24 protein-coding genes are annotated in these 26,251 nt (G+C 44.3%); 9 read left to right on the plus strand and 15 right to left on the minus strand.

All coding sequences use genetic code 11. The annotated features are described in order from the left end of the window. Window positions 1-239: 239 nt before the first annotated feature. The 3 genes from R7Q09_RS17550 to R7Q09_RS17560 form a co-directional block, all read right to left on the minus strand. Window positions 240-1,184: a LysR family transcriptional regulator gene (locus tag R7Q09_RS17550; RefSeq protein WP_005382299.1), complete on the minus strand. Its 945-nt coding sequence runs from the start codon at window positions 1,182-1,184 to the stop codon at window positions 240-242. Between the two features lie 88 nt (window positions 1,185-1,272). Further along, window positions 1,273-2,244: a lytic transglycosylase domain-containing protein gene (locus R7Q09_RS17555; protein ID WP_005388330.1), complete on the minus strand. Its 972-nt coding sequence runs from the start codon at window positions 2,242-2,244 to the stop codon at window positions 1,273-1,275. Between the two features lie 48 nt (window positions 2,245-2,292). Then, window positions 2,293-2,574, minus strand: a complete 282-nt coding sequence (locus R7Q09_RS17560; protein ID WP_005382303.1) for a YcgL domain-containing protein — start codon at window positions 2,572-2,574, stop codon at window positions 2,293-2,295. A gap of 197 nt (window positions 2,575-2,771) precedes the next feature. On the opposite strand from R7Q09_RS17560, the gene minC reads away from it, so the two are divergent. From minC to minE, 3 genes are read left to right on the plus strand one after another with little or no spacing between them, the layout of a single operon-like run. Further along, window positions 2,772-3,434 carry a septum site-determining protein MinC gene (gene minC / locus R7Q09_RS17565; protein WP_005382304.1) on the plus strand — a complete coding sequence of 221 codons (663 nt, stop codon included), beginning with the start codon at window positions 2,772-2,774 and terminating at the stop codon, window positions 3,432-3,434. A 17-nt stretch (window positions 3,435-3,451) separates the two neighbouring features. Then, on the plus strand, window positions 3,452-4,264 hold the full coding sequence (gene minD, locus R7Q09_RS17570; protein WP_005388331.1) for a septum site-determining protein MinD: 813 nt from the start codon (window positions 3,452-3,454) through the stop codon (window positions 4,262-4,264). A gap of 2 nt (window positions 4,265-4,266) precedes the next feature. Then, window positions 4,267-4,530, plus strand: a complete 264-nt coding sequence (gene minE / locus R7Q09_RS17575) for a cell division topological specificity factor MinE (protein WP_005388332.1) — start codon at window positions 4,267-4,269, stop codon at window positions 4,528-4,530. A gap of 77 nt (window positions 4,531-4,607) precedes the next feature. On the opposite strand, the gene rnd is transcribed toward minE, so the two are convergent. The 7 genes from rnd to R7Q09_RS17610 all read right to left on the minus strand — a co-directional run bounded on the left by rnd (window position 4,608) and on the right by R7Q09_RS17610 (window position 12,101). After that, complete coding sequence (gene rnd, locus R7Q09_RS17580; protein ID WP_138939406.1) at window positions 4,608-5,726, minus strand: ribonuclease D; 1,119 nt, start codon at window positions 5,724-5,726, stop codon at window positions 4,608-4,610. Window positions 5,727-5,805: 79 nt separating this feature from the next. Then, the gene (gene fadD / locus R7Q09_RS17585; RefSeq protein ID WP_005382216.1) at window positions 5,806-7,497 is read right to left on the minus strand and encodes a long-chain-fatty-acid--CoA ligase FadD; all 1,692 of its coding nucleotides are present in this window, start codon (window positions 7,495-7,497) and stop codon (window positions 5,806-5,808) included. 106 nt (window positions 7,498-7,603) lie between these two features. Next, window positions 7,604-8,458, minus strand: coding sequence for an alpha/beta fold hydrolase (locus R7Q09_RS17590; protein ID WP_005382215.1), 855 nt, complete (start codon window positions 8,456-8,458; stop codon window positions 7,604-7,606). Between the two features lie 6 nt (window positions 8,459-8,464). Then, window positions 8,465-9,022 carry a Slp family lipoprotein gene (locus R7Q09_RS17595; RefSeq protein ID WP_005382214.1) on the minus strand — a complete coding sequence of 186 codons (558 nt, stop codon included), beginning with the start codon at window positions 9,020-9,022 and terminating at the stop codon, window positions 8,465-8,467. 41 nt (window positions 9,023-9,063) lie between these two features. Next, the gene (locus tag R7Q09_RS17600; RefSeq protein WP_047102883.1) at window positions 9,064-9,369 is read right to left on the minus strand and encodes a hypothetical protein; all 306 of its coding nucleotides are present in this window, start codon (window positions 9,367-9,369) and stop codon (window positions 9,064-9,066) included. 60 nt (window positions 9,370-9,429) lie between these two features. Further along, the gene (tsaB, locus tag R7Q09_RS17605; RefSeq protein ID WP_318071055.1) at window positions 9,430-10,131 is read right to left on the minus strand and encodes a tRNA (adenosine(37)-N6)-threonylcarbamoyltransferase complex dimerization subunit type 1 TsaB; all 702 of its coding nucleotides are present in this window, start codon (window positions 10,129-10,131) and stop codon (window positions 9,430-9,432) included. A gap of 29 nt (window positions 10,132-10,160) precedes the next feature. Then, a complete protein-coding gene (locus R7Q09_RS17610) occupies window positions 10,161-12,101 on the minus strand; it encodes an ATP-dependent DNA helicase (protein ID WP_005382210.1) in 1,941 nt (646 codons plus the stop codon). 218 nt (window positions 12,102-12,319) lie between these two features. Between R7Q09_RS17610 and purU the strand changes: the two genes are divergently transcribed. The 3 genes from purU (at window position 12,320) to R7Q09_RS17625 (ending at window position 15,352) form a co-directional block, all read left to right on the plus strand. Then, a complete protein-coding gene (purU, locus tag R7Q09_RS17615; RefSeq protein ID WP_005382206.1) occupies window positions 12,320-13,153 on the plus strand; it encodes a formyltetrahydrofolate deformylase in 834 nt (277 codons plus the stop codon). Between the two features lie 206 nt (window positions 13,154-13,359). After that, window positions 13,360-14,979, plus strand: a complete 1,620-nt coding sequence (locus R7Q09_RS17620) for a S1 family peptidase (RefSeq protein WP_005382202.1) — start codon at window positions 13,360-13,362, stop codon at window positions 14,977-14,979. A 4-nt stretch (window positions 14,980-14,983) separates the two neighbouring features. Further along, on the plus strand, window positions 14,984-15,352 hold the full coding sequence (locus R7Q09_RS17625; RefSeq protein ID WP_005382200.1) for a hypothetical protein: 369 nt from the start codon (window positions 14,984-14,986) through the stop codon (window positions 15,350-15,352). Window positions 15,353-15,424: 72 nt separating this feature from the next. Here the strand turns inward: R7Q09_RS17625 and R7Q09_RS17630 are convergent, their stop codons facing one another. Then, entirely contained in the window at window positions 15,425-16,021 is a 597-nt protein-coding gene (locus R7Q09_RS17630; protein ID WP_025766980.1) for a VOC family protein, read from the minus strand. Between the two features lie 220 nt (window positions 16,022-16,241). Between R7Q09_RS17630 and argS the strand changes: the two genes are divergently transcribed. The 3 genes from argS (at window position 16,242) to R7Q09_RS17645 (ending at window position 19,200) form a co-directional block, all read left to right on the plus strand. Further along, on the plus strand, window positions 16,242-17,975 hold the full coding sequence (gene argS, locus R7Q09_RS17635; RefSeq protein ID WP_005388349.1) for an arginine--tRNA ligase: 1,734 nt from the start codon (window positions 16,242-16,244) through the stop codon (window positions 17,973-17,975). Between the two features lie 124 nt (window positions 17,976-18,099). Continuing rightward, window positions 18,100-18,528, plus strand: coding sequence for an HIT family protein (locus tag R7Q09_RS17640; protein WP_005382194.1), 429 nt, complete (start codon window positions 18,100-18,102; stop codon window positions 18,526-18,528). A 150-nt stretch (window positions 18,529-18,678) separates the two neighbouring features. After that, window positions 18,679-19,200 carry a YqhA family protein gene (locus tag R7Q09_RS17645; RefSeq protein WP_005382193.1) on the plus strand — a complete coding sequence of 174 codons (522 nt, stop codon included), beginning with the start codon at window positions 18,679-18,681 and terminating at the stop codon, window positions 19,198-19,200. 108 nt (window positions 19,201-19,308) lie between these two features. Here the strand turns inward: R7Q09_RS17645 and R7Q09_RS17650 are convergent, their stop codons facing one another. The 4 genes from R7Q09_RS17650 to R7Q09_RS17665 form a co-directional block, all read right to left on the minus strand. Then, window positions 19,309-19,539, minus strand: coding sequence for a FeoC-like transcriptional regulator (locus R7Q09_RS17650; protein WP_005382192.1), 231 nt, complete (start codon window positions 19,537-19,539; stop codon window positions 19,309-19,311). Next, window positions 19,536-21,812 (minus strand): Fe(2+) transporter permease subunit FeoB, encoded by a 2,277-nt coding sequence (gene feoB / locus R7Q09_RS17655; protein WP_318071054.1) that lies wholly within the window; start codon window positions 21,810-21,812, stop codon window positions 19,536-19,538. The genes R7Q09_RS17650 and feoB overlap by 4 nt, the downstream gene beginning before the upstream one ends. Beyond that, window positions 21,812-22,039, minus strand: coding sequence for a ferrous iron transport protein A (locus R7Q09_RS17660; RefSeq protein ID WP_005382190.1), 228 nt, complete (start codon window positions 22,037-22,039; stop codon window positions 21,812-21,814). Before R7Q09_RS17660 ends, feoB begins: the two co-directional genes overlap by 1 nt. An 832-nt stretch (window positions 22,040-22,871) precedes the next feature. Continuing rightward, on the minus strand, window positions 22,872-26,249 hold the full coding sequence (locus tag R7Q09_RS17665) for a helix-turn-helix domain-containing protein (protein ID WP_318071053.1): 3,378 nt from the start codon (window positions 26,247-26,249) through the stop codon (window positions 22,872-22,874). Window positions 26,250-26,251 lie beyond the last annotated feature (2 nt).

A 26,251-nucleotide genomic window follows, 5' to 3' on the forward strand; every position in this document is an offset into this window, starting at 1 on the left:
GGGGGATATGGAAGGCACCGGATTGTATAGCGGACTCAAAATGCTGCAAGTTGAGGATGTTAACAGTGTGAAAAGTTTAAGCGACCAATAACTGACCAACAAAATAACCAATTGAATTTATTGAAGATAAACGTTTGCTTATTTTAATTATTTCCATATGGAAAATATGTTTCTGGTTCAGGAAAAATTTTTGTGAAGTGAATCACCTTATGTGTCGTTCTACAACGTCATTGATCCTGTTATTTAGGAATAGAGATGTAAGGCGCCAAACGTTGGTCCCAATGACAAGGGTTGCCGATCTTCTGTTTGATAAAGTTAATCACTGCGGATATTTTTTTTGGCATATGCTGGCGGCTTGGGTATACCGCATAAAACGGCATCGACTGGCTGGCTTTCCAGTCAGGTAACAGCTGTATTAACTTACCCGTTCTAAACTCATCCCCCAGCAAGTAAGTGGCAAGGTAGGCAATACCCCAACCTGCAATAGCCGCATCCCGAACGGCTTCTGCCAGATCCACTGAATAGTTACCCGAGACTTTTACGTTCAATTCTTGCTGATCTTTGGTAAACGCCCACCCCGTATAGTCACGCTCCCAGCTTCTGTATATGAGGCAGTTATGAGCAGATAGGTCATCCGGTTCTGCTGGCGTGTCATGTTTCAATAAGTAATCTGGCGATGCCGCAACAACAAACTGGCAATCCGTCAAACGCTGCGCAATGTAACCTTCAGGCAAATGCTCGTTGTTGGTTACCCATAAATCGAGCCCTTCGGCTAACATATCGACCTTATAGTCAAACAGATGTACTTCCACTTGAAGTTGAGGATACAGTTCGCGTAACTCTTGAATCGCTGGAATAATATGTAAGGTACCAAATGATTGCGACAACCCAAGACGTACCAAACCTGCTACTTCATCCCGCTGGGTTTCCATCTCTAATGTGGCGCTGCTCACCGCTTGTACCACTTGCTCACAGTGATGAAAAAAGGTTTTCCCTGCCTCAGTCGGCGTAAAGCTTCGCGTAGTGCGTTGAACAAGCTTGATACCAAGAGACGCTTCTAACTGACTCAACTGTTTACTCACATGAGACACCGACACGCCTAAGCTCTTTGCAGCAGCTGTGAAGCTTTTGTGTTTAAGAAGAGCGGAGAAAATCACCATTTGTGCGGCACGTTCAGATAACACGCTTTACCTCGATTTGGTTATAGAAAAAACAAAGGGCTCCGAAGAGCCCTTGTATTGAAGACTGAATGCCAAATTGTTTGATGGCAGATCAGTATTTAATGCGGTCAGCCAAGTGACTCACAGCAAGTGCGAAGTAGTAAGAGCGGTTCCACTTCATCAATACGTTGTAGTTATTGTAAACCAGATACGTACGACCATTCTCGTCGTCCGGCATGATCAACCATGCTTTGATGTCTTCATCCAGTTTTGGCAACGGGCTACCGTCATATTTTGTGATACCTAATTGGCTCCACTCTTGAAGGTATTTGCCTTTTTCAGCCGTGCGCCCTTCTAGGCTGCGATCAATATTTTTAGGAACCTTAACTTGGCGACCCCAAGTATATTTATCATCCCAACCAGACTTGCTCAAATAGTTAGCGGTTGATGCAAACACGTCCGCTTCAGATTGCCATATGTCTTTTTTACCATCACCGTTGCCGTCAGCAGCAAAACGAAGGAAAGAGCTTGGCATAAACTGGCATTGACCCATCGCACCAGCCCATGAGCCTTTAAAGTTCTCTAGCTCAATATGGCCTTGATCGAGGATCTGAAGTGCCGACATAGTCTCTTTACGGAAAAACTCTTCACGACGGCCTTCAAATGCCATTGTGGATAGTGCATCAATCACTTTAAAGTTGCCGGTAAACTTACCAAAGTTACTTTCAACTCCCCAAAGCGCCACAATAAAGCGCGGGTGGACACCGTACTCATCGCCTATACGCTTTAGCTCAGTATAATGCTCTTTGTAGAGTTGTCTGGCTTGCTTCACCTTCCACTCAGGCACCGCGCGAGGAATGTACTCATCCAATGTCAGTTTCTTTTCTGGTTGGTTTCGGTCCGCTTTTACTGCTCGGGGCTTGTACTCAACATTAGCAAAAGCAGCACTAATGACCTGCTCTGAGATACCTTTATCACGAGCTTCAGCACGCAGCTTATTCAAGTATTCATCAAAACCCTCGCTACTTGCAAAAGCCGAGGTACACATACCAACGCTAAGCATGGTAGCCAGTATCTTTTTCATATTGCCCTCCTTGAGCAAGGCAGAAATCCCAGATGAAAAACGATGACGTTATTCGCCTTTCTGCTGGGCTTTTTGTTCTTTGTACTTTTCTAATAGGTTCTCCGGCGGCGGTGGAACCTGAAGAAAGAAGCCATCATTTTGTAATGAAGCCTTCACTTTTTCGATATCAACTTGTGCCAATTTACGGCCATCAAGTTTAATCGTCATGACAGCGATAGGCTTACCGAACATCTGCATTAAGGTGTCAGGAACCTGTGAAAAATCATCCTTTTTCGGAATATAGAGATAAGTACCTTCTTTTTTCGAGCTTTTATAAATAGAACAAAGCATGACACGCCTTTTATGCTGATTTAGCCGCGTTGAGTGCGGATTAGGTTGAAAACGTCAAATTCTCGCAAACTTAATAGCAAATTTGAGATTAATTCACCTATTTGCCCACGAGAGAACTTGCTGCGTCAAAGGATGAAATATAACATGACATACCTAGTTTAAGGCAACGCTCTTTCAATAAAGGCAAGAAGTCCACGATGACCCATTCACCAGACCTTAAAGGTAGCAGTTTTACATTGTCAGTTTTACACCTTTCTGACAATGAGATCGCAAAGACTGTCGAATTTTTGCAAGAAAAAGTTTCTCAAGCACCTTCTTTTTTTGCATCCGCGCCTTTGGTAATCAATATAGCAAAAGTACAAGGCGACATTGATTTCCCTAAGCTTAAACAAGGCATCTCAGATGCTGGTTTTATTCCGGTCGGTGTAACGGGCTGTAAAGACAAGCGTGTACAAAACCTTGCTTCCGAAGCTGGCTTCGCCATTATGTCGGCGAGCAAATCACCAAGCCAAGCACCTGCCAAAATGGCACCAACGAAAGTAGTTCGTACGCCTGTCCGCTCAGGACAACAGATCTACGCAAAAGATGGTGATTTGGTGGTGCTAGCGCACGTAAGTGCTGGTGCTGAAGTCATTGCTGACGGCTCTATTCATATCCATGGCACACTTCGAGGTCGTGCGATTGCAGGAGCAAGTGGTCAGCAGGAAGCGCGTATTATTTGCCACGATTTACAAGCAGAACTGGTATCCATTGCGGGTGACTACTGGTTAAGCGATCAAATTGAAAGCGAGTACTGGCAAAAGAAAGTAATGATCAGTAAAGCCGATGAATCATTACATTTAGAAGTTCTCGCGATTTAATCTAAAAAGGAAAAAAAATGGCACGCATTATTGTAGTAACGTCTGGTAAAGGTGGCGTTGGTAAAACCACTTCAAGCGCAGCCATCGCCTCTGGTCTAGCTCTTAAGGGAAAAAAGACCGCGGTGATCGATTTTGACATCGGTTTGCGTAACCTCGATCTAATCATGGGCTGTGAGCGCCGCGTCGTGTATGACTTTGTAAACGTCATTAACGGCGAAGCGACATTAAACCAAGCGCTGATCAAAGATAAGCGCACGGACAACCTATTTATTCTTCCTGCTTCTCAAACTCGTGATAAAGACGCACTGACAAAAGATGGTGTTCAGCGCGTATTCGGCGAACTTGATGAAATGGGCTTTGATTTCATTATTTGTGATTCACCAGCAGGTATCGAGCAAGGCGCGTTAATGGCCTTGTACTATGCCGATGAAGCCATTGTCACAACGAACCCAGAAGTCTCTTCTGTGCGTGACTCTGACCGCATTCTCGGTATTTTAGATTCCAAGTCACTGCGTGCAGAACAAGGGCTAGAGCCAGTAAAACAGCACCTTCTACTGACTCGCTACAACCCATCTCGCGTCACTCAAGGCGAAATGCTAAGCGTTGAAGACGTAGAGGAGATCTTACATATTCCACTACTGGGTGTGATTCCAGAAAGCCAAGCCGTGCTTAACGCGTCAAACAAAGGTGTGCCAGTCACTTTTGACGATAACACCGATGCGGGTATGGCTTATTCTGACACCGTTGATCGCTTATTAGGCAATCAGGTTGAATTTCGTTTCCTTACTGAGGAGAAGAAAGGACTCTTTAAACGACTCTTTGGAGGCTAGACATGTCATTATTAGAATTTTTCCGTCCACAGAAGAAAACTTCTGCGAATCTAGCTAAAGAGCGTTTGCAAATCATTGTCGCAGAGCGCCGCAGCCAAAATGATCCTGCGCCGTCTTACTTGCCTCAATTAAAAGAAGACATCTTGAAGGTGATCAGCAAGTACGTGGCAATTGATCCAAATATGGTTGACTTAACATTTGAGCACAAAGACGACGATATCTCAGTTCTTGAGCTGAATGTGAAGCTACCAGACGAAGAAAAGTAATCAGTTTCTCTCGCCAGACGAATGCTCTAATTAGAACGAAAAAGGTTGGCATCGAGGCCAACCTTTTTCATCTTTCATTACTTTAATGCTTTGTTCATCTTGTCGCCGAGTAAATCCAAACGCCACCCTTGCATCAAATCAGGCAATACTTCTGGGTCACGATCTTTTTTCCAAACCCAACTGATCAACTGATTGATCTGCTTTTTAGAGGCAAGGAACTCCGTGGCTAAACCTGACTTCTGCGAAGCCGATTTCACCAAGTCTTTCATATTTTTGAAGACCTGCTTGTAACCCGGATAGTCCATTAAACGCTCAATTTTCGCAGGATACTCTTCAGAAGGTGTTTGCTTCGCTTGTTTAACAATCGCGGCAATCTTCGCGCCATGGCGGTTAATCGCTCGGATATCAATATCTTCTGCTTCCATCTTCTTAAAGTTCGTTAAACCAAGACGAGCGACCGTTAATAGATCACCTTCTTTGAAGATAAAGTTCAGCGCTAAATCTCGTTTGATTGCTTCACGATAACGCCACGTCGCCAATGGCTTTAAAATCGCCAGCTCAGAAGGTTTTAATTGCCAAGCGCCCTTAATATCAAGGTAGGCATGCTCTTCATTGGTTACGCGAATACGTTTCGAAACGAGTAAATCACTTTCTTGCTGTACAGCTTCCCACCAACCTGCTTGCGTCACCTTATCGAACAGCTTTTCGTATAACGGTAACAAGTAATGAACATCTGCGGCAGCATAATCTAATTGCTTTTGTGTCAGTGGACGAGCCATCCAGTCGGTACGTGATTCACTTTTGTCGAGCTCTACGCCTAAATATTCTTCCACCAGCGAAGCGAAGCCTGTCGATAGGCCGTGACCGAGAAAAGCGGCCATCAGCTGCGTATCCACCATAGGGAATGGTGTACAACCAAAAGCGTTTTGGAAAACTTCTAAATCTTCACCACATGCGTGCAGCACTTTTAGCACAGAAGTATCTTTTAATAGCGCTACAAACGGCGTCATATCCGTTAATTCAGTCGGATCAATCAGCGAGAGGCGATTACCATCGAAAAGCTGAATCAGACCTAACTGCGGGTAGAAAGTGCGAATACGAACGAATTCGGTATCCAGCATCACTACGTCTGCCTCTCGGGCATGAGTGCAAACCTCTTCTAGGTCTTTGTTTTTAGTAATAATTTGATAGTTCACATACTTCTCGCTATAAAAAATGCCAGCAAAACGCTGGCATTCTATCATTTTTTAAATATCTCGACTCGACGAAATCGGCTTATGCGCTTTTCTTCGCAAGTTCAGCGTCATTCTCTTCGCGTAAAACACGACGCAAGATCTTACCGACATTGGTTTTAGGTAAGTCTTCGCGGAATTCAACCAACTTCGGAACTTTGTAGCCAGTTAGGTGTTCTCGACAATGCGCGATCACTTCGTCTTTGGTCAAGCTCGGATCGCGTTTCACGACATAAATCTTCACTAATTCACCAGACACTTCATGCGGCTGACCAATAGCTGCAACTTCAAGTACTTTTCCGTGTAGTGCTACAACGTCTTCGATTTCGTTCGGGTAAACATTAAAGCCTGATACTAAGATCATGTCTTTCTTACGGTCAACGATATGCAGGAAGCCTTCGTCATCGAACTTAACGATGTCGCCGGTTGATAGCCAGCCGTCTTCGTTAATCGTATCTTTCGTTGCTTCAGGTCGTTGCCAGTAACCTTGCATAACCTGAGGACCACGAACTTGAAGTTCGCCAGTTTCAGTATTCGCAAGAGCGTTACCTTCTTCGTCCACGATACGAACTTCTGTTGATGGTACCGGCAGACCAATAGAGCCATTGTATTCAACAAGATCATGCGGATATGCCGCCACCAACGGAGAACACTCTGTTAGACCGTAACCTTCGAGCAAATAGCAACCCGTGGTCTTTTGCCATCTTTCTGCCACTGAGCGCTGCACTGCCATGCCGCCGCCAACGGCTAAACGTAGATTACTGAAATCCAACTCGTGGAAATCTTCATTATTGACCAATGCATTAAATAAGGTATTCACGCCCGTAATCGCAGTAAACGGATGCTTTTGTAGCTCTTTCACGAACCCTGGAATATCTCTAGGGTTCGTAATAAGTAAGTTACGACCACCCATTTCGACAAACAGCAGACAGTTTACGGTAAGAGCAAATACGTGATACAGCGGTAATGCTGTTACGACTAATTCACGCCCCGGAGATAAAACCGGTCCGTACGCGCCTTTTGCCTGTAGAACGTTCGCAATCATGTTGCGATGAGTCAGAATCGCACCTTTCGCGACACCTGTCGTCCCCCCCGTATATTGCAGGAATGCAATGTCATCCCCAGACATAAACGGTTTAACGTATTGTAGACGACGACCTTTACGTAGAGCCTGACGCATTGAGATAGCACCAGGTAAATCGTACTTAGGCACCATGCCCTTAACGTACTTCACGACAAAATCGACAATCGTACCTTTCGCTCGTGGCAGCATTTGACCAAGACTGGTTAACACTACGTGTTTGACCGGTGTTTTATCGACGATTTGTTCTAGCGTATTCGCAAAGTTAGACACAATCACAATCGTCGTCGCACCTGAGTCATTCAATTGGTGTTCAAGTTCACGAGGAGTGTAAAGTGGGTTAACGTTTACGGCGATACAACCTGCACGCAAAATACCAAATAATGCTACTGGGTATTGCAGTAAGTTTGGCATCATCAGAGCAACGCGGTCACCCTTTTGCAGTTTTAACTCGTTTTGCAGATACGCTGCGAATGCGCGACTACGCTCTTCCAATTTACGGAAGGTCATAACCGAGCCCATGTTCATGAATGCTGGTTGGTCTGCATATTTTTGTACAGACTGTTCAAACATTTCTACCAAAGACTCATATTGCTCTGGATTAATGGTTTCAGGTACGTCACTTGGATAACGTGAAAGCCATGGTTTATCCACGATGTTACTCCTCGTTTATAACTGGCTAAAAAATAGCGTCCTTTTTATTTTGAAAGCTATTACAGCACAGCGAACGTGCTTGAGCACGCAACTCTCAAACACTTGTTTAAATTTTGTTAACTACACCAAGAATTCGCGTTGCGACCTCGAGTATTTGCTCTAAATGACAGTGATGACCACCCTTGACAGAAACCACTTGCGGTGGGTTCTCTCCCCAATCAGCTTGGTTAGATGGTAAATTCTGAAATCCTTGATCGCCTAATACAATCAAATGAGGACAACGTATTTGGCTGGTAATCGAGTTAGCATGCGCTTGCGCCATTCGGTAAAGCGACGCACATTTTAACTTGGCGTCATGCCGCCAATACCATTTATCTCCTCGCTGCTCTGTTCCACGCTCGACTATCGGTAGAAGCTGCTCAGCGGTTAATTGGTTGGCTTGCATGCGTAATTTTAACGCCAGATCGAAGGAGGCAATGGCTCGCTCTGGCTTGTTTTGCTGTCTTATTCGACTTAAAACGCCATCGCGAAGACGAGGCAAACTGTTAGTAGGATCCTCATGAAGAGGTCCTGCTCCCTCAATTTGCACAAGAGCTTCGACCTGCTCTGGAAACGCTGCACTATAGCAACTTGCGATTAAAGCACCAAGTGAATGCCCTACTAATATCAGTCTGTTTGGTGATAATTCGTCCAAAAACTGATACAAATCGGCAATATAGTCGTGAAAGGGGTAATAATTATCGTGAGATTTATGACTCGATAAACCGTGACCAAAATGATCGATGGCTAGGAGGTGTAAGTGAGGATTAAGTTGGTTCAACTGCTCCATGAGCGCTTTAAAGCTGCCCGCATTGTCTAACCACCCATGAAGAAAAACGACTGACAAGTCAGCCGTTTTCTCGTTCCCTATCTCAAGGGCTGCCATTTTGCCGGCAGGAAGCTCGAATTGACGCTCATGCATCGCAGATTATTTGACCTGTTTTATCACTTTACCGTCTTGTGGGAAATCATTACGCCACATGCGGCAGTTAATCGAGTAACATGGGTAAAAGTAGGTTGGCGAGTCATACATGCGTACACGTTCTTCAATTTTCCATAAACGGTACCCTTCCCCCTTAATTACCGGGAAGATGTAACCGTGCTCACCGATCTTTCCTTCTTCTTCCCCTGCTCCTTTGCCTACAACCGTCACCAAACGGCCTTCACTAAAGGCGACAGGCTCTAAATAGCCATCAAAATAGGCGACAAAACGCCCCGTAGGCTCTTCATCAATATCAGGTTTACCAGACTTACTGATAGGAAGGTTTACAATCTCTAGACGCGTTTTATCTTTAAAGTTATCCACTTTAGCGATGATTCCACCAAGGCGAACATCTTCACTCACTTGCCCCTGAGACTCAGCAAAAGCTTTATAGTCTGTAACGACCAATTCTGTGCTTGCATTTAGCTCCTCTGGCAACGAGCTACACGCAGACAAACCAACCGTAGCAAATAATGCGAGAAAAAACCGTCCAAAAACCTTCATAAACCACCTTTCAATATTAGTAACCCCAAGCTGGGGAGATCTCACACGTAAATATCGACACCAAGTAATTGAGCCAGTTCCTCTTTTTTAGCTCGATTCATGACATCCATGTACTGCTCCATTGCTTTACGTGCGCCCCCTTCAGGAAGGTCATATTGCACTTGAGCTCGGTGAATTTGGGACTCATCCACGTGTTTTATGGAGTGCGCCACGGCGTTAGCAACCTTTGAAGGCTGACCTACAGGCTGCTTTGTTTGTGATTTATTTACCTGCTTCTTTTGACTGGCTTTATTAGTGCGATTTGCACCGGGAATCAAAGAAGGAGGCAAGCCATTAATCGACGCCATAGCACTCCATAAAAATACAGGGCAAACGCCCTGCTTTTTGTCAGGTTAATGAAAAACGGACTATTCGCGACCAGGAAGTTTTTTCCATGTCACATTATCACGTAAATAAACAGGGCTCGAATCTTCGCCCGGCACGGTATTACCCTTTTTAAATTCTTGTTCAGCAAGAATCACAATGTCTTGTGAATCAGGGTACAGAACGTCACCATGCGTCAAATTAAACGGTAGGTCTGCTAATACTTCTTGGTAAGCATCCCAACCAGTACCTGCTGTCGTCCACGTTTTGTCGTCTGCTTGTGCTTCTTCAACTAGACGTGCTGGTGGAATTACGCACTCTGCATCCATCTCTGCCCACTCACCGTTTGCTTGGCGAGTGTAACGTGCCCAGTAAACTTCACCCATACGTGCATCAATGGCCACAGCGACATCGGTCACACCATGTAAGCGATAGCTACCTTGAGCCATTGCAGCCAGCGTTGAAACGCCGATCATAGGTAAGTCAGCACCGAACGCCAAACCTTGTGCGATACCAATACCGATACGAACGCCAGTAAAGCTACCTGGACCACGTCCAAACGCTAACGCATCCAGCTCTTGTAGAGTCAGGCCAGCTTCTTTGAGTACTTCATCAACCATTGGCAGTACTTTTTTGGTGTGATCGCGTGGTGCAACCGCGCTACGTGAAATCACTTGATCATTAGCCAACAACGCAACTGAACAGTTTTCAGTCGCTGTATCGATAGCAAGAATTTTTGCGCTCATTTAACTCTCTACAACTCTCATTTATTGGGTTATGCCTCAGCACTTGCGTCTGTGACAGATTGTTCTGCTTTCAGGAATGCTTTGATTCCATCTAAGTCTCGCGTCCTTGGGATAGGTGGTAGACTTCCGAGGAAAATACCACCATAGTCTCGCGTGACGAGGCGATTATCACAAATGATCAACGCACCGTGATCCTTCTGATCTCGAATTAATCGCCCGACTCCCTGCTTTAACGTAATCACTGCATCCGGGATTTGTACTTCAGCAAATGGTTCACCGCCACGTAATCGACAATCCTCGATACGGGCTTTGAGTAACGGATCGTCAGGGGCGGTAAACGGTAATTTGTCGATAATAACACAGCTCAGCGCATCACCTCTAACATCAATCCCTTCCCAGAAAGCGCCCGTCGCCACGAGTAAAGCGTTACCCAGTTCCATAAACTCCGCCAAGGTTTTCTGCTTACTCATCTCCCCTTGCATTAACACAGGCAGCTCAAGTACTTCTCGGAACTTCTCACCTAGTTCACGCATCATGCTGTGCGAGGTACATAAAAAGAAGCAGCGACCATCATTTTCTTCAATCACCGGAGCAAGCATTCGGACTAACTTATCCGCTAAGCCGTTACTGTTTGGCTCTGGCAAATACCTTGGCACACAAAGGCGCGCTTGCTTTTGATAATCAAAGGGGGACGGCAGAGAAAATTGCTTTGTAGGCTTGAGGCCAAGGCGCTCAGTAAAGTGCTTGAAATCGCCCGATACGGCTAGGGTTGCTGACGTGAAAATCCAAGCGCCTTGTTTAATCTCTATTTGCTCATGGAACTTGTCCGCGACAGAAAGAGGCGTAATGTGCAGAGCGAAATGACGAGGCGAGGTATCGTACCAGTATGAGTAACCGGTAATATCGACATCACATACCCGGTCGATACGGCCTTTGATCAAATTTGCTCGTTCAAAGGCGGTATCCAGTAATTGACTGCGCCCTAAGGCTATTTTGAGTACATCAATCGCCAATTCGAGGCTGTCAGTTAAGCGCAATAATTCTCGCTTAATAGAACCTGATTGCAACGCCTCACGCCAGTTGCCACGAAAGCCTGGCTCACCCAATACAATCCGCATGTCCATTGCGCTTTGCATGAGTTTGTCGCCCACTTTTTGCAATTGACGCATATCTTTGGCTTCGGTGCGATAGGCTATTTCAATGTCTTTGGCAAGATCGTGAATTTGGCGGCTTGAAACTGACTGGCCGAAATATTCGCTCGCAATATCTGGCAACTGATGAGCTTCATCAAAAATAAACACATCGGCTTCTGGAATCAGTTCACCGAATCCTGTTTCTTTGATCGCTAAATCAGCAAGAAACAAGTGATGGTTCACTACAACAATGTCGGAATCCATGGCTCGCTTACGCGCTTTCAATACAAAGCAATCAGTGTAGCTCGGACATTCTTTACCTAAACAGTTATCATTGGTTGAGGTGATAGTCGGAATGATCATGCTGTCTTCTGGCAGATCATCACAATCACCAAGGTCACCTGTTTTGGTTTCTGATGACCAAGCACGCACTTTAACCAGTTGAGTTAATAACGTCGGGTCAGATTCATTAGTGTGGCTTTCGACCATTTGGCGGCTCAAACGATCCAAACACAGATAATTAGAACGCCCTTTTAATAACGCCACTTGGCCATAAAAACCAAGCGCATTGACCATGAGCGGTAAGTCACGATGGTACAACTGCTCTTGCAAGTTTTTCGAGCCTGTACTGATGATCACTTTTTTACCGCTTAACAGCGCAGGGACTAAGTAGGCGAAGGTCTTACCGGTTCCGGTTCCTGCCTCCACCACCAACTGGGTTTGATCTTTGATCGCACTGCTGACGGCTTCCGCCATATCGATTTGTGGCTGACGAGCTTGAAAGCCAGGAATGGCCTTACCTAACGCGCCATCAGAGGAAAAAGTTTTTGCGATCATGCTTGGTATTGAGTTTGAAAAATTATCGAGAGTATATCAGAGGAATAGGAGTGACATCAGCCCACAATCTGACCAGCTTGCGGCGACACGCGGATATTTTGTTGAAACCAACGTAAGAATAGATTATTTATGGTGAAACATGGCAGTACAGTTACACCCGCCAGGGAATAATAACAAATTCGTACGCTAAAATATTAATGCATGGAAGTACCTGATTTATGGAAAAGAAAACACTGTTGACCCACTGTTCTGACGCCCCGGGTCTCATCTCGAAAATTACTAATATCTGTTACAAGCACCAACTCAACATCGTTCACAATAACGAATTTGTTGATAATACCAGTGGCCACTTTTTCATGAGAACGGAGTTGGAGGGGTACTTCAACGATCAAACGTTTCTTGCCGACTTGGACCAAGCTCTCCCGCAAGGTGCTAAGCGTAAATTGGTTGGCTCTCGCCGTAAGCGCATCGTCATTCTCGTCACAAAAGAAGCGCATTGTTTAGGCGATATTCTGATGAAAACCTACGATGGAAGCCTAGATGTTGAGATCGCCGCTGTGGTGGGGAATTACGACAAACTGCAAACTCTCACTGAACGCTTCGACATTCCTTACCACCATGTGACCCATGAAAACCTTAGCCGTGAAGAACACGAGCAGAAGATGCTAGAAGTGATCGATCAATACGATGCTGACTTTTTGGTGCTAGCTAAATACATGCGCGTATTAACGCCGACGTTTGTTGAGAAATATCACCACAAAATCATTAATATTCATCACAGCTTCTTACCTGCTTTTATTGGCGCGAAGCCATATCAACAAGCTTACGATCGCGGTGTGAAAATCATCGGTGCAACAGCACACTTCGTGACTAATGATTTAGATGAAGGGCCGATCATCAAGCAAGACGTAATTCCTGTCGACCATACATTCAATGCCCAAGATATGGCGCAAGCGGGACGCGATGTAGAGAAGAACGTATTGAGTAAGGCTTTGAATAAAGTGATCAATGACCACGTCTTTGTTTATGGGAATAAGACAGTGATCCTGTAATCCCTCCGTACTAGTTACAACGATAGTGAAACCCGTCCAACTTGGCGGGTTTCATCTTTTCAGAAGATCCCCCCTCCAATTCTAACCATCAAAGTTAAACCGATACGTTATAATTTTTCATTTCTCCACAACTATTTACTGAGAGAATGATTCCGTTTATCATTTGCCCTCCTTATAATAAACCACGTTAATATTACGGAATTAAAATGAAAAAAACGTTAGTGGCTTTTCTGATTGGGCTGACTTTACCAGCAACCACAATCGCAGATACTCTTGAACCTGTTCAGAATGATGTATCCACTCGCATTATCGGCGGCGAACCTGCCAACACTTCCGACTGGAAATTTATTGCTTCACTGGTACGTAAAGGACAACCTACATCTATTGGTCACTTTTGTGGTGGCAGTTTCCTAGGTGGAAAATACGTATTAACTGCTGCGCACTGTGTGGAAGGTCTTAATGCGGACGATCTGGATATCGTTCTTGGTCTTTATGACAAAAACAGAGAGTCTCAAGCACAGCGCATCGCCATTAAAAACATCTATTCACATGATGAATATAACAACATAACAACGAACAATGACATCGCTCTTATTGAATTAGAACGCAATATCGATAGCGCAACTATTGACCTGGCAACGCCAGAACTTTTAGATAGCGTACGCGTAGGAGACAAGTTGCACGTGGCTGGATGGGGAAATACGTCCACGACAGACCGAATATACCCAACCGTTTTACAACAAGTAGATTTGGAATACGTAGATCGAGCTACCTGCCAAAACCTACCAGGAAACTACTCTAATGTATCAGATGACGGTATTTGCGCCGGATACTATTGGGGAGGTAAAGATAGCTGCCAAGGAGATAGCGGCGGTCCACTCATCGTTGATGATAACGGTATCAACAAATTGCTAGGCGTGGTCAGCTGGGGGGATGGATGTGCTCAACCAAACGCTTATGGTGTTTACGCCAACGTCGCTCATTTTCAACACAATGGATGGATAGATAGCCATCGCAATACTATCAGCTTCACTAAGTACCGAGATCTTCGTTTCGTTGAGCGAAAAGCGCAGCAAGAGACCTTTACTATTCGTAATGACGATACTATCCCATTCAACATCTACCAAAGCACAATATCATACGGAAGTACCATCGAGAAAAGCACTTGTACTGGTACCTTAAAGCCTTCGCAAAGCTGTCAAATTACCGTCGGCTACCAACCTAGCTATTCGGGATCAGAAACAACGATAGAGCTCTTTACCGATCATCCGAAACTGTCCAGACTCACAACAACTTTCGAGTATTCAGGTGTAGATAAAGCAAGCAGATCAGTGCGTAATGCCATTCCGCTAGCAGACGCAAATGTTTATACCGGTCAAAACGCTTGGACGGCTGAAAATGGTGAACTGCAATCAGCGGATATGGGAGCTTATCCTGGTGTATCTGAGCTGGTTTTGACCGATCTTCCGAAGGGCAAACTTACCATGGATCTCAAAGTAATGTCCGATGGTTTTGATTACTTGTTCATCTTAGTTAATGGTGAAATTTACGATAGCACCAACCAACTCCTCGATTATAAAGAGATCCAGATCGATCTTTACAAAGCATCTAATACGATAACGTTTGAATACGTCCAACACCCGTTTTCAAGTGGCATTTACAGCGCGCAAGCATTTGTTCGCAACATAAATATGTCAGTCAGCACAGATAATACGGGCGATGCTGGTAACGACGTTAATAAAAAGTCTAGTTCAGGCGGCAGTTTATCTATTGGCCTACTGGTGTTAATGGCTGCAGGTTCATTCGTACGACGCAAAAAAAGGTAACGAGATGAAACATAGACTCAAGATATTCCTACTTGGTTTGGGCACTATCAGTTTAACTGCATGTTCAGCAAACGCAGGACTGCAAACAAACCAGACGTCTGAGCACCAAGCAATGATGGTAGAGACTTATAGGACAAGTGAGAGTCAAATTTCATTTATCACAGAGTCTAACGGCTGCAGTAAGAACGATGATTTTAGCCTAAAAATAGAGCAAAGCTCACAGACAGAAGCTCTTATTACTATCGTTAGAGACAAGGCGGATCATTGTAAACGAATGCCGTTTGCCAAAACTTTTACACTGCCTTTAGATGAAGAGTTGAAAGGCAAAAAACTTTCCATTACCAACCCAAAAAGCAAGTCACTGGCTAAATAGTGATTCGCTTACGAAAGGGAGCCTCGGCTCCCTTTTTGCCTATCGCAACTCAGCAATTCTCACCCTAGCGTTTTACGCCTGCTCAGACTCCACAATACGCTTAAGTGAATGCGGGTGCAGTTTGATACAAATGCCTTGGTACTTAAACGCCACTGTTGGGTTATTCAAGCGTTCGCCATCCCCTTTCGGGCTCGACAGTTTGATCTTCACACCCAGCTCTTCTAACTCATTAAAGCGTGCGCCAAACGCTGGATAAGTGTGTCTCAAATCAGCAAGAAACTCATCTGCGGTTTCGGCATGAGACGGAATCACAAACTCCACATGTTCCCAGCTTTCAGTTGGGTAGATTTTGCCTTCCGCAGGGTATGGCAGCTCCAGACACTCAATCTTCCAGCCACGACTTTCCAACGCTTTATCGAACTCAATAACAATAATTGGGCGACCGTTGATTTTCGCTTGTGAAATCACCTTTCCGTATTGACTCCAAGCCTCATGCGCAGCTTTTGCGGTATCAGTATCGTTAATACGCAACGCAATATGGTCAGCTTGAGCAAAGCTCAGATCCAGTTTTAACAGGGATGCAAACTCTTCAATCTTCGCCATAAATGCATCCAAATCTTGGATCATCAATTCAGGCGCTAGGCGTTTTTCAACTAGTTGAGTCGTCATTGTGGTTCTCTTTTGGGGCGATTTATCTCATTACTCTGAGCGCAATAGTAAACGCAAACCAAACCACATTTCCATTCAATCGAAAAAGTATAAATTTCCCCAATTCCTCTCTGTATGAAAAGCAATAAAGTTGTTATCATTAGCCCCATTTTTGTGAACTCCAACAGAACTCGGCACTTACTTCGCCGAGTTCTTCGTCCTTGAATTGAAGGAAACGCGTGTGAATATCCAAGCACTTATTAATGACAAAGTATCTCAGGCTCTAGAAGCCGCTGGCGCACCTGCAGGCAGTCCTGCGGCAGTACGCCAATCAGCAAAGCCACAATTTGGTGACTACCAAGCAAACGGCGTAATGGGCGTTGCTAAAAAACTGGGTACTAACCCACGAGAATTTGCACAGAAAGTACTGGATGTTCTAGACCTAGATGGTATTGCAAGCAAGACAGAAATCGCTGGTCCTGGTTTCATCAACATTTTCCTAAGCGAAGAGTTCCTAGCAAAACAAGCGGAAGCAGCACTGGCTGACTCACGTCTTGGCGTTGCAGCAGACGAAGCTCAAACTATCGTTGCTGACTACTCTGCACCAAACGTAGCTAAAGAAATGCACGTTGGTCACCTACGTTCAACCATCATCGGTGATGCGGTGGTACGTACTCTTGAGTTCCTAGGTCACAAAGTGATCCGTGCGAACCACATCGGCGACTGGGGTACTCAGTTCGGTATGCTTATCGCAAACCTTGAACGTGTACAACAAGAGTCTGGCGAAGTTTCTATGGAGCTTGCGGACCTTGAAGGCTTCTACCGCGAATCGAAAAAGCTGTACGATGAAGATGAAGACTTCGCAGTAAAGGCGCGAAACTACGTTGTGAAACTGCAAAGCGGTGACGAGTACTGTGCAGAAATGTGGAAAAAACTCGTTGATGTAACCATGATCCAAAACCAGCGCAACTACGACCGTCTAAACGTGTCACTGACTCGTGACGACGTGATGGGCGAGAGCATGTACAACGACATGCTTCCTAAGATCGTTGCAGACCTAAAAGAACAAGGTCTTGCCGTTGAAGATGATGGCGCGCAAGTTGTATTCCTAGATGAATACAAGAACAAAGATGGCGAACCAATGGGCGTTATCGTTCAAAAACGCGATGGCGGTTTCCTATACACAACAACAGACATCGCATGTGCAAAATATCGTTATGAAGAGCTAAGCGCAGACCGTGTGCTTTACTTCATCGACTCACGTCAACACCAGCACCTAATGCAAGCTTGGACAATTGTTCGTAAGGCAGGCTACGTACCTGAGTCAGTATCTCTTGAGCACCACGCGTTCGGCATGATGCTTGGTAAAGATGGTAAGCCATTCAAGACTCGTGCGGGTGGTACCGTTCGCCTTGCCGACCTTCTAGATGAAGCAGAAGTTCGTGCAGCACAACTGATCGAATCTAAAAACCCTGAGCTAGATGCGGAAGAAAAAGAGAAGATCTCTAAAACAGTTGCAATGGCAGCGGTTAAATACTCTGACTTATCTAAACACCGTACGACTGACTACGTGTTCGATTGGGACAACATGTTAGCGTTTGAAGGTAACACAGCACCATACATGCAATATGCATACACTCGCGTAGCTTCTATTTTCGCTAAAGCTGGTGTTGCTATGGACGCTCTCCAAGGCGACATCAAAATCACTGATGAGAAAGAGAAAGCACTTATTGCTAAACTTATGCAGTTCGAAGAAGCGGTTCAATCTGTCGCTCGCGAAGGCCAACCGCACATCATGTGTAGCTACCTATTCGAACTAGCAGGTCAGTTCTCTAGTTTCTACGAAGCGTGCCCTATCCTAGTTGCTGAAGACGAAGCTGTGAAACAAAGCCGTCTGAAACTAGCTGCGCTAACAGCGAAGACCATCAAGCAAGGTCTGTCTCTACTAGGTATTGATACTCTAGAGCGTATGTAATCCGCTTTTACGTAGGTAGCTTAAGTAGCACAAGCTAAATGATGACAAAGGTTGACGTGAAAGCGTCAACCTTTTGTTTTATCTGGCGTATACTGATGTCATTCAATTCAAATCGGACAACATAATGAGTTTTGAACTGCACCCTCAACTGGCAAAAGACACCACCGTTATCGGCCACTTCCCACTGTGTGTGGCGCTTCTGCATAAAGATAACGCCGTGCCATGGGTTATCTTGGTCCCTAAACGTGCAAACCTAAAAGAGCTTCACCACTTGCCAATGCAAGAACAGCAACAGTTTTTGCTAGAGTCTCAAGCGGTAAGCCAAGCACTGGAAGCAACATTCCGTCCAGACAAGCTAAACCTTGGTGCGCTAGGTAATATGGTGCCACAGCTGCACATTCACCATATTGCTCGCTTCAAAGATGACGTAGCATGGCCGGGACCGGTTTGGGGTAACACCAAAGGTGAATTCCGTACAGAAGAAGAGCAAAACGAATTGCTTGGTCGCATTAAAAATGTGCTGTCACTGAGTTCTATTTTCCAAAAAGCATAAGCACTGCTAGCGAAAATAATTCGCCTTTGAATACGGCTGAAATAGACAGAGAAAGATTAATACGTATTTGTAACAATCTTTCTCATTTTTCTGGGATTATCACTAAAATAAAACTTGTTTAGACTACCAGCTCAGTTAGAGAGGGTCATCATGAAACAAGTCTTCAACACATTCCGATACGTCAGCTGGATCGCCATTATCTGTTCTATGGCTGCTTCATTCTTGCTTTTTCTTATGGGTGCAGCAAAAACCTATTCGGCATTTGCGGTCTTCATTCTCAATCAAACACCTCCAGAAGCACTCGCACATTTAGATAAAGCAGACATCGCGATCGCTTATTTGATCAAGTCACTGGATACGTTTCTTGTCGCACTAGTTTTGTTCATCTTTGCTCACGGCATCTACACACTATTTATTTCCAACAAAGCTAAAGCGAAAACACAAGAGCAGTCGGTTTTGCATTGGATCAGAACCCCAAACATCGGCCATCTAAAAAACATTTTGGCTGAAGTCATCATCGTGATCTTGTTTGTGAAGTTCTTAGAGCTCGTGCTGATTAACTTCGACAGCTTAGATTGGACGATCTTAACATTACCTATTTCGATTTTAGTTTTAAGTCTTGGTTTAAAGTTCCTAGAGTTAGGCGCGACTAAACACTCTGAAGAACATTAATTTCGCTGTATTCACAAACAATAACCAGCAAAAGAAAAGCCGCATCATTGCTGATGCGGCTTTGTCGTTTTTACGTGATAATTTTTAGGTGACTAATTTTGATAGTCGCTACATGGTGACTGTCAGAGACAAACCATCTTGTTTAGTCACTGAGTAGCGAACACGAGTCACGTCATGAGCTTTATTAGTGTCGACTAGGCGGCTAATTTTGCCCTTCTTAATCCACACGTTTAACATCGCGTCGGCGCCATCTTCACTCATCCCAAACTGTTTAGCCAGATCTGACTGGGAGACGGTTCCTTTGTCTGCAATGTATTGATAAAGCTCTTTTAAAATCATGCTATTTGCGCCTCTAATGCACCGTTTTGTTTCTTACCAACTTGTTTGAACACACGGTATGTGCCAAAGAAGATAGCTACGACCACAGCCATCCAAATACCACTTGTTACTGGGCTATCTGCGAAATGCGTCAATTGGTTGTAGAACGTCGCACATAGGTAAGCCAAACCCATTGTCCAAACCGCGATAAAGCGTGCGAACTTATGACCAAACTCACGTACGTAAGCACCCATCGCCGCCACACAAGGTGTGTACAGTAGGATAAAGATTAGGTAAGCAAATGCGGCATTACCAGACGCAAACTGCGATTTGATGTTACCGAAGATAGAAGCATCGACTTCTTGCTCTTCTGCAACGGCATTTGAGTCAGTTAAGTCACCCACTTCAATACCTAGTGGATCTGAGTAGCTCAAACCGGCTAGGTTTTCAGGGATACTCATTACTGCCTCTTCTAGGCTGCCCATTAGATCAAATTCTGCGTCTTCACCGTCACTTGGCGTCGTGTATAGACTGTTAAGCGTACCAACTACCGCCTCTTTTGCGAAGATACCGGTAATGATACCAACCGTCGCTGGCCAGTTATCTTCTTGAACACCGATTGGCGCGAATACTGGAGTCACAACTTGCGCAGCTTTAGAAAGCACAGAGTTTTCGCTGTCTTCGTTACCAAAACTGCCATCAGTACCCAATGAGTTGAAGAAACTCAGAATAGCAACAACGATAACGATGGTTTTACCTGCACCAAGTACAAAGCGCTTTAGCTTTTGCCAAGTTTTGATCACCACGTTTTGTAGCGTCGGAAGCTCGTAATCTGGCATTTCCATCACTAGGCTATCGCTGCTACCTGGGTAAAGCGTGTGCTTAAGAAAAAGACCTGTGAAGATCGCTGCCACAATACCAAGTAGGTAAAGTGCGAATACAATGTTCTGGCCAGAACCTGGGAAGAATGCCGCAGCGAATAGCGCGTATACAGGCAGACGAGCACCACATGACATAAATGGCGCCATAGATGCAGCCAGTTTACGCTCACGTTCTTGGTCTAGAGTACGAGTTGCCATGATTGACGGTACGTTACAGCCAAAACCAAGAACCAACGGTACAAATGCTTTGCCCGGTAGGCCGATCTTCTGCATCACTTTATCTAGTACGAATGCTGCACGAGCCATGTAACCTGAGCTCTCAAGTACCGCTAGGAAGAGGTACAAACACGCGATAACCGGAATGAAGGTTGCAACCGTCTGGACACCACCACCGATACCATCAGCAAGAACCGTAACTAACCACACAGGCAAATGACCGTCTAACAAGTGATGCCCACCATCAACCAACAATGCGCCCACACCAATGTCAAAAAAGTCGATAAATGCACTACCGATGTTAATCGAGAACATAAACATCAGGTACATAACAACAAAGAAGAAAGGAATTCCAATCCACTTGTTCAAAATAAACTGGTCGAGTCTTTCAGTCACACTACGACTTAACTTGCCTTCGCTTCGGCGAACTTTTTTACACTGTTCATGCAGATGCGTGTACTTAGTATCCGCGACATGCAAATCGATATCCAAATTTATCGTCGTAATGACTTCCAAGACTTTGCTTCTATCAATATCAGAAAGACTATTGAGCACCATTATGTCTTTTTCAAGCGCACGAATCGCTAGTGCACGATGAGCGACGTTTTGGTCGTTAAAAAGTGCGGAAACCGTTTGAATTGCCGACTCCATCTTCTCACCATAATTCAAAGACAATTCTTTAAGTGGCACTCCTTGAACGATGGATTTATGGAGCTTTTCTTTAAACTCTGCCACTTGAGTTTTATTGGTTGCAGATAAACAGACAACCGGACAACCTAACGTTTTCTCAAGCTCTGCAACGTTAATCATCTGACGTTCACGCTTTAGCGCATCCATCTTGTTGAGGACAACAATCATAGGGCGACCAAGTTCGCGAAGTTGCAGCGTCATATATAAGCTGCGCTCTAAACTTGTAGCATCCACCACGTTAATAATGAGATCAGCAGGATGAGTTAGAACCGCACGCGATGCGATGGATTCATCAATACTATTACTATCATTACCACTGTCTAATGAGTAAATACCCGGAAGGTCAGTGAGCAAAAACTCATCCCCAGCATGCTTGAATTGTCCCGTTTTCTTTTCAACCGTGACACCTGCCCAATTACCAACTTGCTGTTTTGCGCCAGTTAAACCATTAAATAGCGTCGTTTTACCACTATTAGGGTTACCTACGGTTAGCACTTGATATTGCATTACACTCGCTCCACTTCAATTTTCTGAGCAATTGTTTCTCGCAATGCGACAGACACACCACGGACTTCGACTTGTAAAGGATCGCCCATTGGCGCACGTCGAATCACTTTGACTTCTGTATTGGGAAGCAGCCCCATTACCATGAGTTTCTTTCTGATATCTGATGAAAGACCATCTAACAACCGAATCGTCACCGTATCGCCAGGATTAATCTCTGATAACTTCATAGTGGCCCTTAAGAGTATTGCTAATGAGAAATATTATTATTTCATAAGTTTAGGTTGCCAATATTACTCCCCTATACCCCTTCAATCCTTGTGTGAAATCAAAGATTCCGTAAATGTTTTCACGCTTTCAAACGTTAACTTCGTAAATTTCCTCTCGTTATTTACGTCAAAATTAACAATTAAAAATGACACCTAACGAAACAAAAATGTCACAAACCAAGATAGAAAACAAAAAATACAAATTAAAACAATTGCTTAAGTAAAAAACCAAACATTGTCGCTTTTCTCATATAAACATGGCGTTATTTTTATAAGAAAAATAAGTAACCTCTCGTATAGTTACTCCATCGAGAGGGCAACCTCTCTAATAAATTCCAGAGGTGGCATGGCAACATGTCACTCCGGCAGCAAGCGAAGGTGTCCTTGACACCCGTGGTATAGTCCCCCCGGCTATACCACGATATTTTTTTCACCTCTTTCAAAACTTCTTTACCTTATCCATCTTTTCAACACAGTTTTCGTTTTCACGAATGTCGCATGCCATCATTCACCCAAATGAACAACGCTCTTTTGATACAGCAATACAACTGTCATTTATTTGTTGCAACTATCAGTAAATCATTCTCTTGAAGCCATTTATGCTTATTGCTATGAACATCGCGACTAACAGATAGAACGTGATCGTGCTTACGTGTTGAGAATGGATTTGTAGGCTAGATGTGATGAAGAAACAATGAAACTTACTGCGTTAGCAACTGCAGCAATAATAGAGCACTGTATGCAGCTCCCCAGCATCTTAACTATTAACTAGGGAGCGTATAATGAAGGTTTTCTAGTTAATTTCTTGGCTTTCTTGAGTCAAAGCAAACTTGGAAGGGGGCAAACCAAAATGCAGCTTAAACTTTTGGCTAAAGTAAGATGGATCATTAAAGCCACAGTTAAAGGCGACTTCACTGATTTTCTCACCCGCCAATAACTGTTCACACGCCGTTTCTAAACGAACCTCTGTGACATAGTCTTTTAACGTTCTTGACGAGGCAGATTTAAAACGTCTCTGCAAAGAGCGTTCAGACAGATACAGCATTTTAGCGGCTGACGCAGTGCCAAATTCAGGATCATGGTAATGCTCTGCCACTAATTGATAGACTTTTTGCAACCACTCTTTCTCTGGTGTGACTTGATCTTCTGCAATAGTTACAGGATTGAGTTCTTGCTGCGGTTCATCCAGATAACTACTTTCCTTCGCAGATGGCCATGTAATCTCGACTTTGTTTTGAGCATCAGAAGAGAAGACAGCCAAATAACCACCACTCGTTGTCACTAGTTGGGCAAGGTGGTCAATACTCAACTCAGAGTGATTTAAGTTAGATGGAAGCCCAGTCGCGACTTTATTAGGTAATTGCGTCCCGTAATCAAGAAAGCTCAATGACACAATATCATGCCCCTTTTCTAGCATAATTCTAACCGTTTGACCCCGGAAAGAGCGCTTGATGATATTGGCAAAAATGCTATTGAAAATAACATCAAGATTAAAGCTTTCCAGAGCAACCCGGCTCTGCTTACTCTCATCTTCTAGCTCTACCAAAATACCCGCTTTTGCAAAGTCATCTTGCCATACATCAACCACTGACTGAGTTATCTGACTCAAGTTGTAGTTCTGACTCCCACCACTTACATCACTTGGAACGCTTTTGAGTTCATTTAACTGCCAATTCGTTTTAGCCAAATGATCCTCCGTCGCAGTATCGAGAGGCATAGGTAGTTTCGCCACAATAAAGTCGACGCTTGATTTTATGGATAGAGCTACATGGTCTACGAGTAGGTTTCTAACTTGAATCTGTTTACGTAATTGCTGGTTGCTCGTAAGCAACACTCTACTTTGATGTCTTAACTGATTCGTTTTGAGAGTCACTTGAGCTGCTAGATCACGGTTAGCCTGTACAACGTAGCGAGAGCGCCAGAAAACAAGTAATGCGACGACCGCAATACTAGCTACGACAAAGCCTAAAATAGCAAATCGCGATAGATACCAAGGATGAAGGACGATAAAGTGAGATTCTAAACCAACGACTCCAGTGGCAACTTGAGACTCATTACTGACCTGCAAGTGATATTCACCGGAACTAAGGTGCTCGAGTGTCAGTTGGCCCCCCTCTAACGTTTGCCATGGGTCATCGTTGTTCAATCGATAGTACAAATTTTGACTGTCTGGTTTTGGCATCACACCGAATAAAAAACTCAGCGAAGATCCATATGGCAGTGTGATCCCATTCAGATCGGCACTACCAACTTGCAGAACTTCATTTTCAAGCACAACTTGGCTAACAATAAACTTAGACTCTGGGGGATTAGATACAAGCAGCTTGGATGCTTCTGCTTTTACGAGTCCGTACTTCGACCCCAGAACAAGCTCTCGCTCACCAATTTCTGTCTGCTGTATAACGCTACAAATACCAGGGAGGAACTCATTGTTCATTAAGCCTGATGACGATGAGTAATGTTTCACTAACTCACCCGAAAGGTGGTAATAGCTTAAACCAACAGAGGAAGCTAACCATACACCTTGCCTGTCTCTGATCAAGCAAGCAGGTCTGGCGTTGGGCTCACTCATTTCAACAACACGTTTTTCATCGCTTCGTGTATCTGTTTTAAACACACCATAAGATGAAGCAAACCACTGGCTGCCATCAACCGCCGTGGTCATGTCTAATGATTCACCAAACTTTTCTGAAAAACGGATAAACTGGATGTTGTCATTACTGTATTGGTATACGCCATGATCGGTGCCTATTAATAGGGCATCTTCAGTATCATATAGGCGCGTAACCTTAGCAGGCAAATACTGACTTACTAGCCACTCACTTCCAAAGTTTCGTACGCTTTGTGCAGCAGTATCAACATTGTAAAGATGGTATCCGCTTGATACCCAAAGACGGTCATCACCATCAACGGTCAAATGCTCTACTGCATGTCCAGCCATAACCTGTAAATAAGGAAATGTAATCTTGTTGAGACCATTTAGCTCAAATATTTCCAGCCCTTTTGAGGTTGCAAGCCACAGCATGCCGTTTTGAAACGCAAATTCATTGATCTGCGACTCCAACTCTAAGACTTGGTTAATCCCACTCTTTCCTGAACGATAAATCTTTCGGTCATCAGCAAACCAAAGCGCACCATCAGGACCTTCAATAGTTTGCCGAATTCGTCCTGACAGGGTGTGTGAGTCATAACTACTAAAGGTCACTCGTTCAAATTTTTTACTAAATAGCGAGTAATAACGAATACCTTGGTTAGTCGCAACCCACATCCCTCCCATATTGTCGCTCAACAACGAATAAATCTTCGTGTTATCTAACTCTAACTCAAGAAAACTTGCAGGCGCGACTTCGGTGACCTCACCTGAAAAAAATGAGTACAAATAAAGGCCATGCTCTGTCCCCACCCAATACTCTTGATTTGTCTCTGCGAATGTCAAAACATGTGAGCCGCCAATTCTAATCACTTCTTTATCAGGCTGGTAAATGTTGAAAATTAAAGCGCCACGCAATGTACCTATCAAAATTTCTCTTCGCGTGTGTGAATAATAGACTTTCTCAATGTAGTTTTGACCTGAGGCAGCGACATGGTCAAACTTATCACCTTCAGAAAGATAGAAGCCGGAAGTCGTTGCTAGTGCCCACTTCGTTTCAACTAGCACCGCATCATTAATGTAAACGTAGCTATTATTACTATGTTGATAGAGCTGCAATAGAGAGAAAGAGTTTAACTCGCTAGTGTCGATATTGTAGGTATAGAAATGCGCGCCATCACTCACCCAAATATAGTTCTTTGAAGACCCTATTTTTCTTATTTGTGAGCCTGGATTTAAACTAAAGACTAAACGTCGCTCCTGATTTGGATAAGTTCGATAGACCTCATTTTCAATAAAGGTCCAAAAAGCACCTTTATGATAGGCCAACTGCTTGGCCGACGTTTGTAGGAAGCTACCTGATTTAGGCAATATAGTTTGACCATCGTAAAACAGGACTCTCCCGTGTACGTCATGAATCCACAAACCGCCCTTTTCACCCAAGAACAACTTTTTAGCCGCGATAAAAGTACCCTTTGCCTGAGTTGGCAAAGGGTAAAAGATTGCATTTGCATTATGAAGCGCAAATGCTTGGTAGGATAAGACAAAGCCCAACAGAGCAAGGGCTAATTGGCGTAGCAAGA

This window comes from Vibrio sp. 2130-1 (assembly GCF_033339515.1).

What these genes read in the sequence shown, in the direction of transcription:
- R7Q09_RS17590 (WP_005382215.1), bottom strand. Translation starts at nt 8,458, where the DNA reads ATGCATGAGCGTCAATTCGAGCTTCCTGCCGGCAAAATGGCAGCCCTT.
- R7Q09_RS17595 (WP_005382214.1), bottom strand. Translation starts at nt 9,022, where the DNA reads ATGAAGGTTTTTGGACGGTTTTTTCTCGCATTATTTGCTACGGTTGGT.
- minC (WP_005382304.1), top strand. Translation starts at nt 2,772, where the DNA reads ATGACCCATTCACCAGACCTTAAAGGTAGCAGTTTTACATTGTCAGTT.
- R7Q09_RS17660 (WP_005382190.1), bottom strand. Translation starts at nt 22,039, where the DNA reads ATGAAGTTATCAGAGATTAATCCTGGCGATACGGTGACGATTCGGTTG.
- R7Q09_RS17560 (WP_005382303.1), bottom strand. Translation starts at nt 2,574, where the DNA reads ATGCTTTGTTCTATTTATAAAAGCTCGAAAAAAGAAGGTACTTATCTC.
- minE (WP_005388332.1), top strand. Translation starts at nt 4,267, where the DNA reads ATGTCATTATTAGAATTTTTCCGTCCACAGAAGAAAACTTCTGCGAAT.
- R7Q09_RS17630 (WP_025766980.1), bottom strand. Translation starts at nt 16,021, where the DNA reads ATGACGACTCAACTAGTTGAAAAACGCCTAGCGCCTGAATTGATGATC.
- tsaB (WP_318071055.1), bottom strand. Translation starts at nt 10,131, where the DNA reads ATGAGCGCAAAAATTCTTGCTATCGATACAGCGACTGAAAACTGTTCA.
- feoB (WP_318071054.1), bottom strand. Translation starts at nt 21,812, where the DNA reads ATGCAATATCAAGTGCTAACCGTAGGTAACCCTAATAGTGGTAAAACG.
- R7Q09_RS17645 (WP_005382193.1), top strand. Translation starts at nt 18,679, where the DNA reads ATGAAACAAGTCTTCAACACATTCCGATACGTCAGCTGGATCGCCATT.
- R7Q09_RS17650 (WP_005382192.1), bottom strand. Translation starts at nt 19,539, where the DNA reads ATGATTTTAAAAGAGCTTTATCAATACATTGCAGACAAAGGAACCGTC.
- R7Q09_RS17625 (WP_005382200.1), top strand. Translation starts at nt 14,984, where the DNA reads ATGAAACATAGACTCAAGATATTCCTACTTGGTTTGGGCACTATCAGT.
- R7Q09_RS17555 (WP_005388330.1), bottom strand. Translation starts at nt 2,244, where the DNA reads ATGAAAAAGATACTGGCTACCATGCTTAGCGTTGGTATGTGTACCTCG.
- minD (WP_005388331.1), top strand. Translation starts at nt 3,452, where the DNA reads ATGGCACGCATTATTGTAGTAACGTCTGGTAAAGGTGGCGTTGGTAAA.
- R7Q09_RS17640 (WP_005382194.1), top strand. Translation starts at nt 18,100, where the DNA reads ATGAGTTTTGAACTGCACCCTCAACTGGCAAAAGACACCACCGTTATC.
- R7Q09_RS17610 (WP_005382210.1), bottom strand. Translation starts at nt 12,101, where the DNA reads ATGATCGCAAAAACTTTTTCCTCTGATGGCGCGTTAGGTAAGGCCATT.
- R7Q09_RS17600 (WP_047102883.1), bottom strand. Translation starts at nt 9,369, where the DNA reads ATGGCGTCGATTAATGGCTTGCCTCCTTCTTTGATTCCCGGTGCAAAT.
- purU (WP_005382206.1), top strand. Translation starts at nt 12,320, where the DNA reads ATGGAAAAGAAAACACTGTTGACCCACTGTTCTGACGCCCCGGGTCTC.
- R7Q09_RS17620 (WP_005382202.1), top strand. Translation starts at nt 13,360, where the DNA reads ATGAAAAAAACGTTAGTGGCTTTTCTGATTGGGCTGACTTTACCAGCA.